The sequence below is a fragment of the Pseudomonas sp. LPB0260 genome (assembly GCF_013388395.1).
In genome coordinates this window covers 443,297-460,144 of sequence record NZ_CP058247.1, presented here as the reverse complement: position 1 = coordinate 460,144, position 16,848 = coordinate 443,297, and the positions used below count along the sequence as shown (strand labels likewise).

Below are 16,848 nucleotides of genomic sequence, written 5' to 3'. Positions count from 1 at the left end.
GCCGCGGCTGTGCCTTGGCGGTATGAGGCGCAATGGCCATGGAGGTGCAGGACGGCGTCCAGGGTTGCGACCGTGGCCAGTGCATCCATGGCGCTGCCGATGATCGGCAGCGCGAAACCTGTCGGAGCGTGCGAGGCCCTGGTCTTGTTCAGGCCAGCTTCTACCGAGTGCCAAAGAACCGCAGCAACTGCTCGGCGACTTGCTCCGGAGCCTCTTCGGGAAGGAAGTGGCCGCAATCGATGGGCCCGCCTTCAACCTGCTTGGCATAGTCACGCCATACCCCAAGCACGTCGTAGGTGCGGTGAACGAAGCCCTTGCTGCCCCATAAGGCCAGCAGTGGGCAGCTGACCTTACGGTCGCGATCGGCTTCATCGTGCTGCAGGTCGATGCTTGCCGCTGCGCGGTAGTCTTCGCAGGTGGCGTGAATGGTTTCCGGACGGCTGAAGCAGCGCAGGTACTGCGCTACCGCGTCCTCGGCGAATCGCGCGCCGGGGGCGCTCCAGCGCTTGAGCTTTTCCCTGAGGTAGTAGCCTGGATCGGCGCCGATCATGCGCTCCGGCAGGCCGTCGGGCTGGATGAGGAAGAACCAGTGGTAATAGCCGCTGGCGAAGTGCTGGTCGGTCGTGGCGAACATGTGCCGGGTCGGCACGATGTCCATCACGCAGAGTTTCCTGACCCGCTGTGGGTGGTCCAGGGCCAGGCGATGCGCCACGCGGGCGCCGCGGTCGTGTCCGGCCACGAAGAAGTCCCGGTAGCCCAGCTGCTCCATGATCTCGACCATGTCCAGGGCCATCGCTCGCTTCGCGTAGGGCGAATGGTCCGCCGCGCTTGGCGGTTTGCCACTGTCGCCGTAACCCCGCAGGTCCGGACAGATGATGTGGTAGTGGCGCGCCAGGCGTTCGGCCATGGCGTGCCAGATGACATGGGTCTGCGGATATCCATGCAGCAGCAGCAGGGGGTCGCCCGCGCCACCATGGGTAAGGTGAATGGTGGTGCCGCTGGTTTGCAGGGAAAGCGTCTGGAAATCTTCTGCGAACATGGTGCCGGGCGTTCCTGGGGGCGCGAGGGATCAGTTTATAATGCGCCGCTTAGTGCATTTGCCAGTGGCAATGAGCGGCGAGCCGCACACAGCTGCATGGCTCAGGCCAGATCCAAGCGAACAACCTTCAGTCACTGCGACCCTGCCGATGTCAGCTGTCGTTTTGTTTTGGCTTACACACTGCGTGGAGCGGTAGATGAAATTCATACACCAGCGCGAACACCTCAACGAGGACGACATCGTCGTCATCGAGTGCTCGCAGACCTGCAACATCCGCCTGATGAACGACGCGAATTTTCGCAGCTTCAAGAACGGCGGCCGGCACACCTATCACGGCGGTGCGTTCGAGAAGTTTCCGGCCAAGATCACCGTGCCCAGCAGCGGATTCTGGAACATCACCATCGACACGGTGACGCGCAAGGCCATCAGCGTGACCCGCAAGCCGACGCTGAAGCATTCCATCAAGATCATTCGCCGCTCGGACTCGCGCCTGAGCTGAGGTCGGCCGGGCACCCGGCCCGCAGGTGGGGAGTGCGGCGTCGGCGCGGCGCATCCGCGCGATGAGCCGGACCGCCAAGGCTTGCGCATGGGGCCTCAGCGCGGCGCGATCTATCAAATAGTCGGCCTTGGGGCTCCGAGGCCAGAGTTGTCGAGGAGTCACCGCATGGAGACGGCGCATAGCGATCATTCTTCCTTCTGGCGCGCCTGGCTGGCCGAGGCCAAGGCCCATCCGCGGATAACCCTGGGCCTCGGGGTTTCGCTACTGATGATCCTCTGGCTGCTGGCCACCAGCGGTGTCGGTGCTTTCGATGGCGGCCGGGGCGAGCGGCTGCGCTATGCGCTCTACGGCGGCGGCGCCGGTTTCGCCTGCACCGCCCTGGGGGCGCTGCTGGCCATCGGCTTGCGCAACATCTCTACCCGTACCCAGGATGTCATGCTCGGCTTCGCGGCAGGCATGATGCTCTCTGCCAGTTGCTTCTCGCTGATCCTGCCTGGGCTGGCCGCGGCCGAGACGATCGCCGGCAATAGCTACCTGGCGGCCGGCACCGTGGCGCTCGGCCTGGGGCTTGGGGTGCTGTTGATGCTCGGACTGGATTACCTGACTCCCCATGAGCACGAGAGCGTCGGCCCGTGCGGTCCGGACTGCGAACGCTTCAATCGGGTCTGGCTGTTCGTCTTCGCCATCACCCTGCACAACCTGCCGGAGGGGATGGCCATCGGTGTCGGCTTCGCCGGCGGTGATCTTGGCGTGGGCATCCCCCTGGCCAGCGCCATCGCCATTCAGGACATTCCCGAGGGCCTGGCCGTGGCGATGGCGCTGCGCAGCACGGGTTTGTCATCGCTGAGGGCGGCGCTCGTGGCGGCGGCAAGTGGCCTGATGGAGCCGCTCGGTGCCCTGGTCGGGCTCGGCATGTCCAGTGGCTACGCGATCGCCTATCCACTGAGCCTGGGGCTGGCGGCCGGCGCCATGCTCTTCGTGGTCTCCCACGAAATCATTCCCGAAACCCATCGCAATGGCCACCAGACCCCGGCCACCCTGGGATTGATGGGCGGCTTTGCGGTGATGATGTTCCTCGATACCGCCCTGGGCTGATCGGCAGGCAGTAGCTTGCCGCTCGAACGGGGCGCCGCCAGCGACAGCGGGGCATGAGGCAAGGCATCATGGCGCGGCTCTGTTGTCATCGGGCTGCGGTGGGGCAGTCTCTACATTATTGGAGGGGAAGAATATGAAGAAGACCTGGGTATGGCTGCGCAATGCGAGCTTGGCGCTGTTTCTCGTTCCCGTGGCGGCGAGCGCCGCACCCAAGGTGGGTGATGTCTTTGGCGACTGGGTGTTCGAGTGCATGGCGCTCGCCGAAGGCAAGACGCTCTGTGCCCTGAGCCAAAGCCTGGTTTCCCAGCAGGACAACCGCCGCCTGGTCAAGTTCAGCCTGGCGCGCAATGAGAAGAACAACGAGGTGCTGCTGACCGCCTTGCTGCCGCTGGGCATCCATCTGCCACAAGGCGTGCAGGGCAGCATCGACCAGGGCAAGGCATTCCCGTTGACCCTGCAGACCTGCACCCAGCAAGGCTGCATCGCCAGGTTCAAGACCGACAAGGACACGATCAAGCGTCTGAAGGCGGGGCAGAAGATCGCGGTCAGCTTCAGTGTCGCGGGCGGCAAGCGGCCGATCACCTTGACCGGGTCGCTGAAGGGACTGGCGGCGGGCATCAAGGCGGCCGGGCTCGAGTGATGCTGCCGACAGTCGTTGGCCGAGGCGGCAAGGGGCTGGCCGCAATCCTCCTCTGTGCCCTGCTGAGCGCCTGCATCGGTGGTGACCTGCAGGCGCGCCGCGCGGCCTCGGCGATGACCGCCACGGAAGCCGGCTGGCAACGGCTCGATCTCGACGCAGGAGCATTCGTGCTGGCCGCCTTCGTTCCGCCTGGACTGCGCCAGACGGACAGCTTGACCGTCTATATCGAAGGCGATGGCCTGGCCTGGATCAATGCCTCCACGCCGTCCCTCGACCCCACGCCGCTGAATCCGCTGGCCTTGAAGTTGGCGCTGCGCGACCCTTCCGGAGCCGCGGTCTATCTGGCTCGACCCTGTCAGTTCGTCGCGGGGGCCGCCAGGCATGGCTGCCAGCGCAAATACTGGACCGGCCAACGTTTCGCCCCCGAGGTGGTGGACGCCAGTGCCCGCGCCATCGAGCAGCTCAAGCAGCGTTTCGGCGCGCAGCGACTGGTGCTGGTCGGTTATTCCGGTGGGGCGGCGGTGGCGAGTCTGGTGGCTGCGCAGCGCCGCGATGTCGAGCGCCTGGTCACCGTTGCCGGAAACCTCGACCACCGTACCTGGACCACCGATCAGCGTCTGTCTCCGCTGGAGGGCTCGCTCAATCCGGCGGACGCCTCGGCGCAGCTGCAGGCGCTGCCGCAAACCCACTTTGTCGGCGGCCAGGATCGGATCATCGGGGCGGCGGTCGCGCGTGCCTATGCCGGGCGCTTTGCCCCGGACGCGCCGTTGTCCATCAAGGTCATGCCGACGTTCGACCATCATTGCTGCTGGGTCGAGCAGTGGCCTGACTTGCTGCGGGATGTCGCGCCCTGAGCGTGATGCGCGTTGATGGGCATCGATGCCCTTCGTGCAGGCGCGCAGAGCAGGGGCGAGGCATTCGAGACTGAGCCCCCCTGTCGGCGGATTGAGCACCGCTGGCTAGTTATCTTCAGATGCCGGCCGGGGCCGCCGCGTTGCGCCCCCTGGCCCGACTTTTCTTGCTGCCTGAAACAAGAAATCCCCGCACTGGCGAGCCAGTACGGGGATTCTTGCTGTTGCCGATGAGGGCTTAGATATCCCAGCGCAGCTTCAGAGAAGCGGTCTGGTTCAGGAAACTCTCACGGTGCTCGGCATCGTAGCGCAGCGAGATTTCCATGCCGTTATCGGTGTTGCTGGTCAAGCCCAGGCCGGCGCGCTGCAGCCACGGGCTCGGCTCCAGTCCACGGGTGGTGAAGGCTGCCCCTGGCTCGCCGGCAAAGCTGGCGGTGATGCTGGACTGGCTGTTCAGGGCGTCATAACCCACGCCCAGGTTGGCGCTGACGCGCATGCCTGGCATGAACTCGTGGCTGAGCTTACCGTCCAGGCCGAGGATCAGCTCGTCGGTGCTGCGCGAATCCACCTTGAGGTTGGCGCTCGAGCCTTTCTCGGTGTATCCCTCGTCCTTGATCCAGGTGTAGTCGGCGCGTACCGACGGGGTGAAGTCGGTGCTCTCGCTCAGTGCGTAGGTACGCCCCAGGCCGACGCCGGCGGTGGCCACCAGGCTGCTGTATTCGGCCTTGGCGGTCTCGCCCAGGAACAGGATGTCGCGCTTGCCCGCGGTGTTGTTCTGGCCGATACCGGCCTGGAAGTTCAGTTCCATGTCCCGGTCCAGGCTGTGGCTGCCGTAACCGAGCAGTTGATAGACATCCACCTCGGCGCTGTTCGGCGCGACCTTGGAGTTGCCGTCGATATCGGCCTTGGCGTAGGCGAAGGCGACGCCGATACGGGTGGCGTCGGACACGGTGCCGTCGACCCCCAGCGCCAGGCCGGCGGTGTTGGCCTCGAAGCCGGTCGCGCCGTTGCGATCGTTCTGGTCGGCCAGCGAGCCGAACGGCTTGAGCCAGACCTTGTGGTCGCCGTAGAACGCGTCGCCCGAGGACATGCCGCGGTTGGACTCGATACGCGACTGGATGACCCGGTTGATGCCGGTCAGTGCCGAGTTCGAGGCGATGGCGCTATTGCCAGCCAGTAGCGGCATGGTCTGGGAGACCGCGTCGGAAACCTGCCGCTCGGTGCCGAGTCTGCCCAGTGCATCGACAACGCGTTGCATGTTCGGGGTGGATGCGCCGCGGTCGATGATCCGGTCCAGCGCGCCTGCGGCACCGAGGCCCTTGGGATTGTTGTTGGCATTCACCGCATCGACGGCGGTCATGGCCTTGACGATCTTGAAGTCGATATGGCCGTCTTCGCCTTCGGTTGCCAGGCTCTGGAAGTTGAACAGCGCGCTGTTGTCCTCGACCGTCGAGAAGTTGCCGGTTAAGTAGCCCGTCTCGGAATCCGTGTAGACCACATTGTAGAGGGTCTGTCCGAAGGACAGTTTCTTCTTGACGTCCTGGACATCGACAAAGGCCTTGCCGGCGATAGTGGCCGTGCCGCCAACATAAAGCTGACTGTATTCATTCTCGCCGTCGCCCGCGGCCATGATGCGCAGGGTGCCGGTTTCGGTCTGGGTGAAGTTGCCGGCCACTTCGCTACGGTAGCCCATATTCGAGAGGTCGATCAGCCCGGCGTTGCTGAGATGGATACTCGAGCCACCGAGGTAGATGCCGCCGCGCAACACGCCATCTTGATGGTTGGTGATGTTGCTGTTGAGACCTTCTGAACCGAATCCGGCCAGCGAAAAGCCCCCACCACCATTTGTCGCAAGGCCTTCGATGGTGCCGTAGTTGTTCAACGTGCTGTTATTCATGTTGCCGAACAAAAAGCCGACAGCCAGGCCGCCATTGGCACGTGCGCTGATTTGACCAAGGTTGTTCAGCGTGCCGGAAAAGTACTCGACCACCACCGCCTCTGCCAACTCAGCATTACCGTCCTGCCCCGCGCTGATCAGCCCGCTATTGTTCAGGGTGCCGCTGAGGCCAGAGGAAAATATACCTGCCGCCCACTGGCCGGTGGCCGCGATGATCGCGTCGGCCCCGTTGTCCAGTGTGCCGCTGGCGCCGACAAACTCCGCACTCACCCCGATCCCTTCGCCGCCGTCAGCGGCGGCTGAGATGGTGCCGTTGTTGATCAATCTGCCGTTAAGCGCGCCGTCAATGCGGATCCCTATGCCTTCGCCGCCGTCGGCGTTGGCAGTAATATCGCCATGGTTGGTTAGGCTGCCCATCAAGTTGCGGCCAACATAAACCCCAACAGCGTCCTCACCAAAGCTGTTCGAAATAATCCCGCGATTGTTCGTTAGGCCGCCTATTAGGTCGTGACCAATGTAAACGCCAGCAGCATCCTCGCCAAAAATGCTGCCGTTATTGGTCAGGCTCCCGATTAGGTTCTCCTCGGAGTACCCACCCAGATCGTCGAAGTACAGCACGGCGGCCTCGTTGCTGGTGGTGATTTCTACACCCGTCGCGACGGTCACGTCATCCCAGCCATAGGGTATGCACTGGCTGCTCTGGCTTTCATTGACGGTCGGGCCGCAACTGGGAAGAGCCTGAGCCTGGTTGACGAACAGACCGTTGGCGCACAGGGCCGCAATGGCGCTGTGCAGGGCGGTGGTTTTCCACTGCGGGCGGGGCGAGTGACCGTTTGGCATAAAAAGGGCATCCTTGATTATTTATTGCGATAAGGTTCGCAAAAATTACCCAATACTATCGATATGCCATTCCTCCCACCACCACTAGATTCGGTTGTCACCTTGAATACTTGTTCCCTTGGGCTTTATGAGTATTACCGCGACCTGCAGCGCGGCACTCCGGTGTTCCGCAATGAGGACGGGGTGGTTTATCTCGCCCGCCATGAGGACTGTCTGCGGCTGTTGAGCGATCCGGCCTTCAGCCGCACGGCGCCGGGCAGTGACTTGCCCTTTTCAGCAGGCGAGCAAGCTCCTGGGGTGTTGGAGAGCATGATCGGTCGCTGGATGGTCTTTATGGACCCTCCCGACCATGGGCGGGTACGCAAAGCCTTCGCCGCTCCCTTCCGATCGGCGGCGGTCAAGTCACTGGAGTCTCTGGTTCGTCGGCAGGTGCGCGACTTGCTGGCGTGCTGGCCAGCCGATGGGCGCCTGGAGGTGGTCGACGACTTTGCCTTCGCGCTGCCGGTGCGGGTCATCGCGCTCGTGCTGGGTGTGCCGCTGGCGGACATACCGCGCATCCACGCCTGGGCCTTGGGGCTGACCACGGCGCTGGACAGTGGCACGCCGGAGGCGCTGGGTGAGGGGGAGGGGGTGGCCCGCGAATTGGCCGAGTACTTCAGGGGGCTGATCGCCCGGCGCGAGCAATTGCCGGACGACTGCCTGATCAACAGGGTGGCCGCCACGGCGGGCGCGAACCTGAGTGCAGAAGAGTTCCTCTGCGGCTGCATGTTCCTGCTGTGGGCCGGGCACGAAACCACCAAGAACTGGCTGGCCAGCGGCCTGCTGCTGCTGGCGCAGCACCCGCGGCAGCTGGCCCGTTTGCAGTCGCAGCCGGAGCTGTTGGACGGTGCGCTGGAAGAAATGCTGCGGGTCGAAAGCCCGCTGCAGAAACTCAGCCGCTGGAGCACCGTGGATACCGAGTTCGCCGGCTACCCGGTGCCGGCGGGCACCCTGGTTACCGCGCTGATCGGCGCGGCTCATCGCGACCCGGCGGTCTTCACCGACCCGGACTGTTTCGATATCGCCCGCCGCAACAATCGTCACATGGCCTTCGGTGCCGGTATTCACCATTGCCTGGGCGTATGGCTGGCGCGCCTGGAAGCGCGGATTGCCTTCGGTGAGCTGCTGCCCCGGATTCGGCACCTGGAAGTGCTCGACTATCGCTGGCGCGACCTGTCGGCCTTTCGCAGCCTGGAGTCGCTGGAGATGAAGGTGGAACTTAAATGTTGAATCAGCTGCCACTGTCCCGCCTGAGCGGGATTCGCTTCCCGGCGATCGCCGACGGCCACGGTGCCATGCAACTGGCTCTGCAGTATCAGCTGGAGGCATCGCAATGGTGGTCGCCGGAGCGCCTGCAGGGCCACCAGTTCGAGCAGCTGCGGGCCTTGCTTGGGCATGCGGCCGCCACCGTGCCCTATTATCGGCGCCTGTTCGGCGAGCACGGTTTGCAGATTCCCGAGCGCATCGATGCCGAATTTTTCCGGCAGATTCCCATCTCCACTCGCCAGGCGATTCAGCAGGCCGAACAGGCCATCGAAAGCGGGGCGCTGCCGCCCGAGCATGGCGCCATGGAGTTCGGCAAGACGTCCGGCTCGACCGGCCGCGCCGTGCGCTTTGCCCGTACCGCCGTAACCCGCACGTTCTGGCTGGCCTTCGCCCTGCGCGATCACCTCTGGCATGGCCGTGACTTCGCCGGCAAGCTCGGCGCCATTCGCTGGTATTCCCGTGGCGTGGCCGAGGCGCCTGGCGGCGCCAGCGAGCCCAACTGGGGCGTCATCGTCGCGCCGCTGTTTGCCACGGGACCCTCCTGCTCGTTGAACGTGGCGGCGACGCTGGCCCAGCAGCTCGACTGGCTGCGCCGCGAGCAGCCGGACTATCTGGTGTCCTTCCCCTCCAACCTGGTGGCGCTGGCAGGCTATGCCCAGGCGCAGGGCGTTGAGCTACCCGGGGTGCGCGAGATCCGCACGATCGGCGAAACCTTGGGGCAGACCCAGCGCCGGCAGATCGAGGCCGCCTGGCAGACCAAGGTGGTGGACATCTATACCTGCGAGGAGGCCGGCTACCTGGCGCTGCAATGCCCGGTCAGCGGCGAGTATCACGTGCAGGCCGAGAACGTCATCCTCGAGATCGTCGACGAGCAGGGCGTGCCGTGCCCGCCGGGGAAGATCGGCCAGGTGCTGATCACCAGCCTGCACAACTTCGCCACCCCGCTGATTCGCTACGAGGTCGGTGACATGGCCGAGTTTGGCGAAGCCTGTGGCTGTGGCCGCGGCCTGCCGGTGATCCGCCGGATTCATGGGCGCAAACGCAATCGCCTGCAGCTGCCGAGCGGGGAGAGCCTGTTCCCTTACCTGGGCGAGCACGGCGATATCGCCCGCGCCACCGGGGTCAAGGTGCATCAGTTTCAGTGTGTGCAGCACAGCCTGGAGGAGGTCGAGCTCAAGCTGGTGCTGGAGCGGCCGCTGGATGCCGCCGAGCAGGCCGCCGTCAGCGCCTTGATGCAGCGCAATCTGGGCCATCCCTTCCGCGTGCGCTTCAGTTTCCCGGCGGAAATTCCGCGCGGCCCCAGTGGCAAATACGAGGACTTCGTCAGTCTGATTAGCGGTTGAGCAGCGGCCGGGCGTGCAGGTCACGGACCACCAGCGCGGCATGGTTGCGGCTGGCATCGTCCGGGAAGTACTCGGCGATGACATGGCGCGCGTCGGGCACGGCAAAGCCAATGGCTTCGTACATGGCCAGCAGCGGGTCGAGCAGGTGCTGGCCTCGCCGGCTGGCGCAGTAGTCGTGGGCCGGGCACTCGCCGTGGCGTTGGCAGTGCTTGGCATAGCCGGGCAGTACCGCGCCGGCCAGCACGTAGCGCAGGCCGAGGCTCTGCGCCAGGGCCACCTCACGCAGGACCATGGGGGCGAAGATATCCTGGCCGCGGTAGCGCTGGTCGATCACCCCGGAGACGATATAGAGCGCATTGCAGGCCGCCAGGTCGAAAGGCGCGAGGTAGCCATTGCCGGTAACCGCATCCCAGTTGCTGAAGTGACTCACGTCATCGGCCTGGTAGCGGATCGGCATGGCCGTGATGGTCGCGACCACCTGCTCGGCGGAGTCGCCGACGCAGGCCAGGAAAAACCCCTGGGGGAATCGCTCCAGGCGCGCGAGAAACTTGTCGGCCCCTGCACGGCCCTGCTCATGCCAGCTGTCTTCCACCCTGAGGATTGCGGGAAGGTCGTCCGGGGTCGCGGGCCTGATGGTAAGCAAGGGTGCTCCTCGTCGAGGATGTGATTAAAACAGTCGAGACTGTTGCCCGGGCGGGTAGAATCCCGACGCAGCGCCAGTCTACCTACAGGTCACCGCCTTGAACTACCTGATCATCGAGAACGCCCTGCCAGCCGAAGTCCTCGCCGGCGTCGCCGCGGCCATCCAGGCCGGCCCCTTCGAGAGTGGCAAGCGCACGGCCCAGGGCATGGCCAGGGCCGCCAAGCACAATCTGCAGCTATCCGCCGCGGTCCATGGGCAATTGCTCGACAGGCTGGCGCTGGCGATCTACTCCCATCCGGTGGTTCAGGCCTTCGCGATGCCGCGAATGGTCGGCCGGCCGCTGATCAATCGCTATGAAGTCGGCATGGAGTACGGGATGCATTCCGATGGTGCCTACATCCATGATGTGCGCACCGATGTGTCCTTCACCCTGTTTCTCGATGACCCCGGCACTTATCAAGGCGGCGAGTTGGTGGTCCAGACGACCGCGCAAACCTTCACCTTCAAGCTGCCGGCGGGCAGCATGGTGCTCTACCCGGCCGGCGAACTGCACCGGGTCACGCCGGTCAGCGCTGGCACGCGCCACGCCGTGGTCGGCTGGATACAGAGCCGGGTACGCGATGCCCACCAGCGTGAAATCATCGCCAAGCTGAGTCTGATCCCGCGAACCTTGTCTCAGGATGAAAAATACGCGGAGCTGGCCACCCAGGCCGGTCAGTGCGTCCAGGAACTGGTGCGCATGTGGGGCGACTGAGTCGCCTGGCTGCTTGAGTTGACCCTTTCTAATCATTGCTAGCCGGAATCAATACTGCGCATGACTCAGACCACCTTCTCCGCTGCCGCTTTCCGTGGCCGCTTGCGCCAGCCCGAACAAACCCTGCGCCTGCAGTTGAGCCATTGCCCACAGGTTATAGATTGGCCGGCGCTGGATGCCTGGTTGCGCGACAAACTGGGGCTGGCACTGCAATCCCCGCTACCGGCTTTGCCGTTCGCCGCTGAACAGAGTCCGGCCGGTGTGGCTGGCGCATTGTGCTGGCGGATCTTGCAGGTGGCAGCGGAGTTGCAGCGGGCGGCGCGCATGCCGGTCTTCGAACCGGGGCGGATTCTCGCCGTGCAGGCGGACGAGCTACGGCCGGGTGGCTGGTTGGCTGAGGTCGCTGTCGCCCATATCGACTATGTGCCTGCGCAATCCACCTGCCTGGTCTACGACGCCGCCACGCTGCTGGTGCTCGGGGTGGCTGCAGACCCCGAGAGCTTCACCACGCTAGAGTCGCTCTACCAGCAACTGGAGGTCAAGGTGCTGCAGCCGCTGCGCGCGGTGATGCAGGTGGGTCTCTCGGCCTTGCCGTTGCTGGCCTGTGCCCATGAGCGCGGCATTCCCTGGCGACATCTCGGTGCCGGCTTGTTCCAGCTGGGCTGGGGCGCGAATCGTATGCATGTCCAGCACAGCAAGGTCGGTTCCGATTCGGCGCTCGGAGTCGCGGTAGCGCAGAACAAATGGATCGCCTGCGAATGGATGCGCCGCGCCGGCCTGCCGGCACCGCAGCACCGCATGGTTGGCAACGAAACAGAGGCCGTCGCGGCGCAGGCCGCGTTCGGTTGGCCACTGGTGGTGAAACCGACGGACTGTGATCGGGGCGAGGGCGTCACGGTGGATATCACCAGCGAAGCGTCGTTGCGCAGCGCTTATCGCGAGGCGGCTGGCCTGTCCTCGCAGGTGCTGGTGGAGCGACAGGTCGCGGGGACGTGCCACCGCCTGCTGGTGGTGCGCGGCGAGGTGCTGTACACGCTAAAGCGCATGCCGGTAGCGGTGCAGGGCGACGGCCAGCGCACGATCAGCGAACTGATCACTGCCGCCAATGCCGTCCAGCAGGCGCTGCCGAACTGGGCGCGGGAGCCGCTTTATCCGAGCGATGCGTTGGCCCTGGCCTGCCTGCAGCAGGGCGGCTGGTCTCTTGCGAGTGTGCCGCCTGCGGGTGCCTGGGCGCGCCTGCGGCGCGTCGAGTCCACCCAATGGGGCGGGCTGGCCGAGGACTACTCGGTCCGCTTGCACCCCGACAACGCCGCGATTGCCTGTCAGGCGGCTGCGCTGTTCGGGCTCGACGTGGCGGGCATCGACATCATTTCGCCGGACATTACCCGGCCTTGGCACGAGAATGGCGCGATCATCAACGAGGTCAACTCGGCGCCCATGCTGGGCCAAAGTGACAGTTCCAGGCGGACTCTGCCACGGGTGTTGAAGCTTCTGCTCTCGGGCCAGGGGCGTATCCCGGTCGAAGTCTGCGTCGGTGCCAGTCAGGCGCTGCAGATGGCGCGCCAGCGCCAGCAAGAATGGATGGAGCAGGGCGTTGCCTGTTATGTGACCAGTCACGGCCTCACGCTAGACGCTTTGGGGGGTGTGGTGCCGATGGCGCAGGAGGGGCTGTTCGCCCGCGGCATGGCGCTCCTGGCGAACAAGGCGGTGGCCGCGTTGGTGCTGGTGGTGCAGACCGATGAGGTGCTCTACAACGGTTTGCCGGTGGACCGCCTGGATCGGCTGATGGTCAGTGGCGAGCCGTTGCTCCCTCTCTATAAGGGGGCATCAAGCGACGGGGCGGCGCGAGTCGATGAGGTGCTGGGGTTTCTGCAGACGCTGTCAGGTGGAGCCGAGCCGATCCGTATCGAGCCCGCTGTTAGCTGTCCGCAGGTGGAGAACGCCCTGAGCCTGGCGACCTGAGGGGCGCAATCCGCGGCCAGTGGTCGGCCTCCATGTGTTCACATCATGGCCGCCTGGGTTGCCTGGATTCGGCTGCCGGTATGCAGTAACGAAAAAGCCACGGTCAGGACCGTGGCTTTTTCGTTACTGCTGCGTGCCGAACCCGGTTTAGAACCCCCAGCGGACCTTGGCGGAAACGGTCTGGTGGGTGAAGTCCTCGCGGCCTTCGACATCGTAGGCGACGCTCAGCTGGGTCTGCTCGTTGGCCTGGAAGCTCAGCTCCAGGCCGCCGGTGGCGATCCAGGGGCTGGGGTCCAGACCCTCGGTGGTGAAGCTGGCCGAAGGCGCGCCGGCGAAGGCGGTGGTGATGCTGGCCTGCTCGTTGAGCACGTCATAGCCCACGCCCAGCTTGGCGGTGAGGGTCAGGCGGTCGCTGAGGTCGTGGGCCAGTTCGCTGCCGACGCCCAGCACCAGCGCCTCGGTGGTACGGCTGTCGGCGTTGAGGTTGAGCGCGCCGGCACCTTTCTCGCGATAGGACTCGTCGTTGATCCAGGTGTAGTCGGCGCGCACCGACGGGGTCAGGCGGGTCTGCTCGCTCAGCTGCAGGCTGTGGGAGAGGGCGCCGCCGAGGTGGGCGCTCCAGCTGTCGTAGTCGGCCTCGGCGGTGCGGTTCAGGCCGCCGAAGTTGATGTGACGCTGGCCCTCGTTGTTGTGGTGGCCGACATCCAGCTGGTAGTCGAAGCTGGTGGCGGCATCCAGGTTGTGGCTGCCGAACAGCACCAGCTGGTAGCTGTCGACCACGCCGCTCTGGCGGCTGACGGCCGAGTTGCCGTCGATGTCGCTGCGTGAGTAGGCGAAGGCCAGGCCCAGGCGGTCGGTTTCGGAAACGGCCGCATCGGCGCCGATGACCAGGCCATGGATGTTGGCGTCGTAGCCGGCCACGCCGCCACGGTCATCCTGCTCGACCCAGCTGCCGAAGGGTTTCAGCCAGAGCTTCTCGTCACCGTAGAAGGCATCGCCGGAGGCGCGGCCCTGCAGGCTGGCCTGGCGCGATTGGACCACGCCGCTGACGCCGCGCAGGGCGTTGTTGGTGGCCAGGTTCATGCCGGCGGTGAACAGCGGCAGGGTCTGGCTGACGGCGTCGGAGACTTCCTGCTCGGTTTCCAGGCGACCGAGGGTATCCACGACGCTCTGCATGTCGCCGCTGGCACCCTGGTCGATGATGCGGTCGAAGGTGCGCGCGGCGCCGGTGGCCGGAGTGGTCTTGGTCGAGGTGACGGCGTCGAGCGCAGTCATGCCCTTCTTGACCAGCAGGTCGACGCTGTCGCCGTTCTTCACGCCCTGGAAGTTGAACAGGGCGGAGTTGTCGGTGACCTTGAAGGTGCCGTCGCTGTCCAGGGTGCCGGCCGACAGCACGCTGGTCAGGGTTTCGCCGATGGCCAGGGTGTTGCTTTTGCGCACATCCACGTCGATCTTGGCGTTGCTGCTCAGATAGGCGGTGCCGGAGACATTGAGCTGGCTGAAGTCGCTGGCGCTCATGGCAGCGATGCGCAGCGTGCCGTCGGCGGTCTGGGTGTAGTCGCCGCCGATCCAGCTGGAGGCGGCACCCTCGCTGTGCAGGCCGGGGGCGAGCAGACCGCTGTTATGCAGGCTCATGCCGTGCAGGTTGACCGCGCCGAGAATCTTGCCGCTGTTGTTGATGGTGCCGGTGCCCCTGGCCCACAGGGCCTGGGACGAGCCGGCACCAACCAGGCTGGCCTCCAGGGTGCCGCTGTTGCTGACGGTGCCGCTGACATTGTCGAGCAACAGGGCGATGGCATAAGCGGAGGAGGTCGAGTCGATGCTGTTGGCTGTCGCACCGATATACCCCTGGTTCAGCAAACTGCCGCTGAGGTTGCGTACGAACAGGCCATAGACAGATTCTTCGTGATCGCCCCCCTGCATGGTCAGGGATGCGCTGATGGTGCCGGTGGAGGTGTTGGTCAGGCTGCCGCTGAGGGCGTTCACGTAAACGCCGTGCAGGTTGCTCGATGAGGTTCCCTTGAGCGTGGCGCGGACCCCGATCGTGCCACTGTTGACCAGTTCGCCGGCCATTGTGCCACTGACGTAGATGCCGGCGCCCGTCTGCGCCACGAGTGCATCGAGCTCTACGTCGATGATGCCGCTGTTGCTCAGGCGCGCGCCGCTGGCAATGTCGCCGTTCACATGGATGCCCACGCCGCCATAGACACTGTCCTGGGCGGCAGAGCCGAGCACGGAGATGGTGCCGCTATTGGTCAGCGTGGCGCTGTCGTGCAGACCGTTGCGGATGTAGATCCCGTAAGCCGAGACGCTGTCGTTGGGGCTGATGGCGCGGGCGCTGATGCTACCCGAGTTCGTGAGGCTGCCGTGCAGTGCGTTCAGTCGTATCCCATAGGCGCTGGCATAGTTGCCCGTGGCGTTGGCGCTAATGGTGCCGGAGTTGTTCAGCTCGCCGGTGAGGTTGCCGCCGATAAGGATGCCGTAGGCATAGGCGTTATCGTAGGCCGCTGCGTCGGCGCTTATGGTGCCGGAGTTGTTCAGGCTACCGGCTATGTTGCCGGTAACATAAACACTGAGGGCGCTGGCCTCGGAGTCGGTGCTGATGGCGCTGGCGCGAATGCTGCCTTGGTTGGTCAGGCTGGAAGCGATGCTTCCGGTTTTGATGGCGTAAGCCTCGGCCCAGCGCTCTGCCTCGGCGGTGGCGCTGACGGTGCCGGAGTTGGTCAGGTTGCCGGTGAGTTGCCCATGGTTATTGATGCCATAGGCGTAGGCACTCCTGGGTTTCTGGGCGCCGGCGCCGGCGGTGGCGCTGATGATGCTGGAGTTGATCAGCTCGCCGCTGATGCCGTCATTGATTCGGATGCCATAGGCGGCGGCCCTGTCGTTAGCGTCGGCGTCGGCACTGATGGTGCCGGAGTTGTTCAGGCTGCCGTCCAGAGCGCCGCGAATATACACGCCGAAGGCGCTGGCCGAACTGGTGGCGCTGATGGCCTTGGCGCGAATGGTGCCGGAGTTGCTCAGGCTGCCGGTCAGCGCATTGCGGATTTCAATGGCATAGGCATTGGCCTCGTGGTCGTCTGTGGCGTGGGCGTGGGCCTCGATAAGGCCCTGGTTGCTCAGGGTGCCGGTCAGGCCGCCACCAATGCGTACGCCCCAGGCCGATAGCGAACTCTCTTCGACGTTCCGGCCGATGATCTGGCCACTGGCACTGTTGATCAATGAGCCGGACAAGTCGCCGTCGGTGTAGATGGCGTAAACGGGGTCGTCATCGCGGTTACCGGTCTCGATCAAGCCATGGTTGACCAGGCTGCGGCTCAGGCCGCTACCTTCGTTAAACCGCACGCCATATTGTGTGCCACGAATCACCGCGCCGGCCTGGTTGACGATGTCAACTTCACCACTGGTAGAGCTTATGCCCGCGGTGTTGGAGGTAATGGTGCCGCTGTTGTCGATCACCACGCCGGTGCTGCCAGACTCGACCTGTACCGCTGTTGCATCACCGCCATCGATGGTGCCGCTGCTGGTGACGGTGAGGCTGTCGGTGCCGTTCAGCCTGTAATTGGGCGTCGGGCCAGTCCAGGTGCCCCATGTCTCGTAGTGCGGAACATGGGGGAGCGGGGCCTCATAGGTGGAGACGGTGTGATGGTTGGCCGAAGGCGTGGCATGGGCTGTCATGGCCGCCAGGGCGATGGCGCTGGCCAGGGCGTGGCGTTTCCAGTGAACGGGCTTGGGTGTGTGCATAGAGGATGTCCAGTGTGTTGACGATTGGTTTTTTTAGTTTTTGTAGGGCGTCGCGGCAGCGTAGGTTCTTAGGTGATCCAGCACTCCTGGCAGATGGCCACTCTGGACGATCCTAGGCGCGATATTGCATTGGCGCCAATCCCGTGACAAGTGTGACAAAGCAGATATTTGGCGCCAAATGCGTCAGTGGTCGGATTGTTGGACAATGGCGTCGGGACTGACGCATCCGGGTGCTCGGA

The 16,848-nt window shown here is 64.7% G+C and carries 12 protein-coding genes; 8 read left to right on the top strand and 4 right to left on the bottom strand.

What is annotated here, in order from left to right; genetic code table 11:
- Nucleotides 1-160 precede the first annotated feature (160 nt).
- Nucleotides 161-1,039 carry an alpha/beta fold hydrolase gene (locus LPB260_RS01935; RefSeq protein WP_208706965.1) on the bottom strand — a complete coding sequence of 293 codons (879 nt, stop codon included), beginning with the start codon at nt 1,037-1,039 and terminating at the stop codon, nt 161-163.
- Nucleotides 1,040-1,235: 196 nt separating this feature from the next.
- On the opposite strand from LPB260_RS01935, the gene LPB260_RS01930 reads away from it, so the two are divergent.
- The 4 genes from LPB260_RS01930 (at nt 1,236) to LPB260_RS01915 (ending at nt 4,127) form a co-directional block, all read left to right on the top strand.
- Entirely contained in the window at nt 1,236-1,538 is a 303-nt protein-coding gene (locus LPB260_RS01930; RefSeq protein WP_208706964.1) for a DUF1883 domain-containing protein, read from the top strand.
- 165 nt (nt 1,539-1,703) lie between these two features.
- Nucleotides 1,704-2,633: a ZIP family metal transporter gene (locus LPB260_RS01925; protein ID WP_208706963.1), complete on the top strand. Its 930-nt coding sequence runs from the start codon at nt 1,704-1,706 to the stop codon at nt 2,631-2,633.
- A gap of 133 nt (nt 2,634-2,766) precedes the next feature.
- Nucleotides 2,767-3,273: an invasion associated locus B family protein gene (locus tag LPB260_RS01920; protein WP_208706962.1), complete on the top strand. Its 507-nt coding sequence runs from the start codon at nt 2,767-2,769 to the stop codon at nt 3,271-3,273.
- Nucleotides 3,273-4,127, top strand: coding sequence for an alpha/beta fold hydrolase (locus LPB260_RS01915; RefSeq protein WP_256625441.1), 855 nt, complete (start codon nt 3,273-3,275; stop codon nt 4,125-4,127). Before LPB260_RS01920 ends, LPB260_RS01915 begins: the two co-directional genes overlap by 1 nt.
- Nucleotides 4,128-4,362: 235 nt before the next feature.
- On the opposite strand, the gene LPB260_RS01910 is transcribed toward LPB260_RS01915, so the two are convergent.
- Nucleotides 4,363-6,861 carry an autotransporter domain-containing protein gene (locus LPB260_RS01910; protein ID WP_208706961.1) on the bottom strand — a complete coding sequence of 833 codons (2,499 nt, stop codon included), beginning with the start codon at nt 6,859-6,861 and terminating at the stop codon, nt 4,363-4,365.
- Between the two features lie 63 nt (nt 6,862-6,924).
- On the opposite strand from LPB260_RS01910, the gene LPB260_RS01905 reads away from it, so the two are divergent.
- Together LPB260_RS01905 and LPB260_RS01900 are read left to right on the top strand one after the other, a co-directional pair.
- Nucleotides 6,925-8,130 (top strand): cytochrome P450, encoded by a 1,206-nt coding sequence (locus tag LPB260_RS01905; protein ID WP_208706960.1) that lies wholly within the window; start codon nt 6,925-6,927, stop codon nt 8,128-8,130.
- Nucleotides 8,124-9,509 (top strand): phenylacetate--CoA ligase family protein, encoded by a 1,386-nt coding sequence (locus LPB260_RS01900; RefSeq protein ID WP_208706959.1) that lies wholly within the window; start codon nt 8,124-8,126, stop codon nt 9,507-9,509. Before LPB260_RS01905 ends, LPB260_RS01900 begins: the two co-directional genes overlap by 7 nt.
- On the opposite strand, the gene LPB260_RS01895 is transcribed toward LPB260_RS01900, so the two are convergent.
- The gene (locus LPB260_RS01895; RefSeq protein ID WP_208706958.1) at nt 9,499-10,152 is read right to left on the bottom strand and encodes a hypothetical protein; all 654 of its coding nucleotides are present in this window, start codon (nt 10,150-10,152) and stop codon (nt 9,499-9,501) included. The two genes, LPB260_RS01900 and LPB260_RS01895, sit on opposite strands and share 11 nt — an antisense overlap.
- A 97-nt stretch (nt 10,153-10,249) precedes the next feature.
- On the opposite strand from LPB260_RS01895, the gene LPB260_RS01890 reads away from it, so the two are divergent.
- Together LPB260_RS01890 and LPB260_RS01885 are read left to right on the top strand one after the other, a co-directional pair.
- The gene (locus LPB260_RS01890) at nt 10,250-10,906 is read left to right on the top strand and encodes a Fe2+-dependent dioxygenase (protein WP_208706957.1); all 657 of its coding nucleotides are present in this window, start codon (nt 10,250-10,252) and stop codon (nt 10,904-10,906) included.
- A 60-nt stretch (nt 10,907-10,966) separates the two neighbouring features.
- Nucleotides 10,967-12,868, top strand: coding sequence for a hypothetical protein (locus LPB260_RS01885; RefSeq protein ID WP_208706956.1), 1,902 nt, complete (start codon nt 10,967-10,969; stop codon nt 12,866-12,868).
- 147 nt (nt 12,869-13,015) lie between these two features.
- On the opposite strand, the gene LPB260_RS01880 is transcribed toward LPB260_RS01885, so the two are convergent.
- Nucleotides 13,016-16,609: an autotransporter outer membrane beta-barrel domain-containing protein gene (locus LPB260_RS01880; protein WP_208706955.1), complete on the bottom strand. Its 3,594-nt coding sequence runs from the start codon at nt 16,607-16,609 to the stop codon at nt 13,016-13,018.
- Nucleotides 16,610-16,848: the final 239 nt, after the last annotated feature.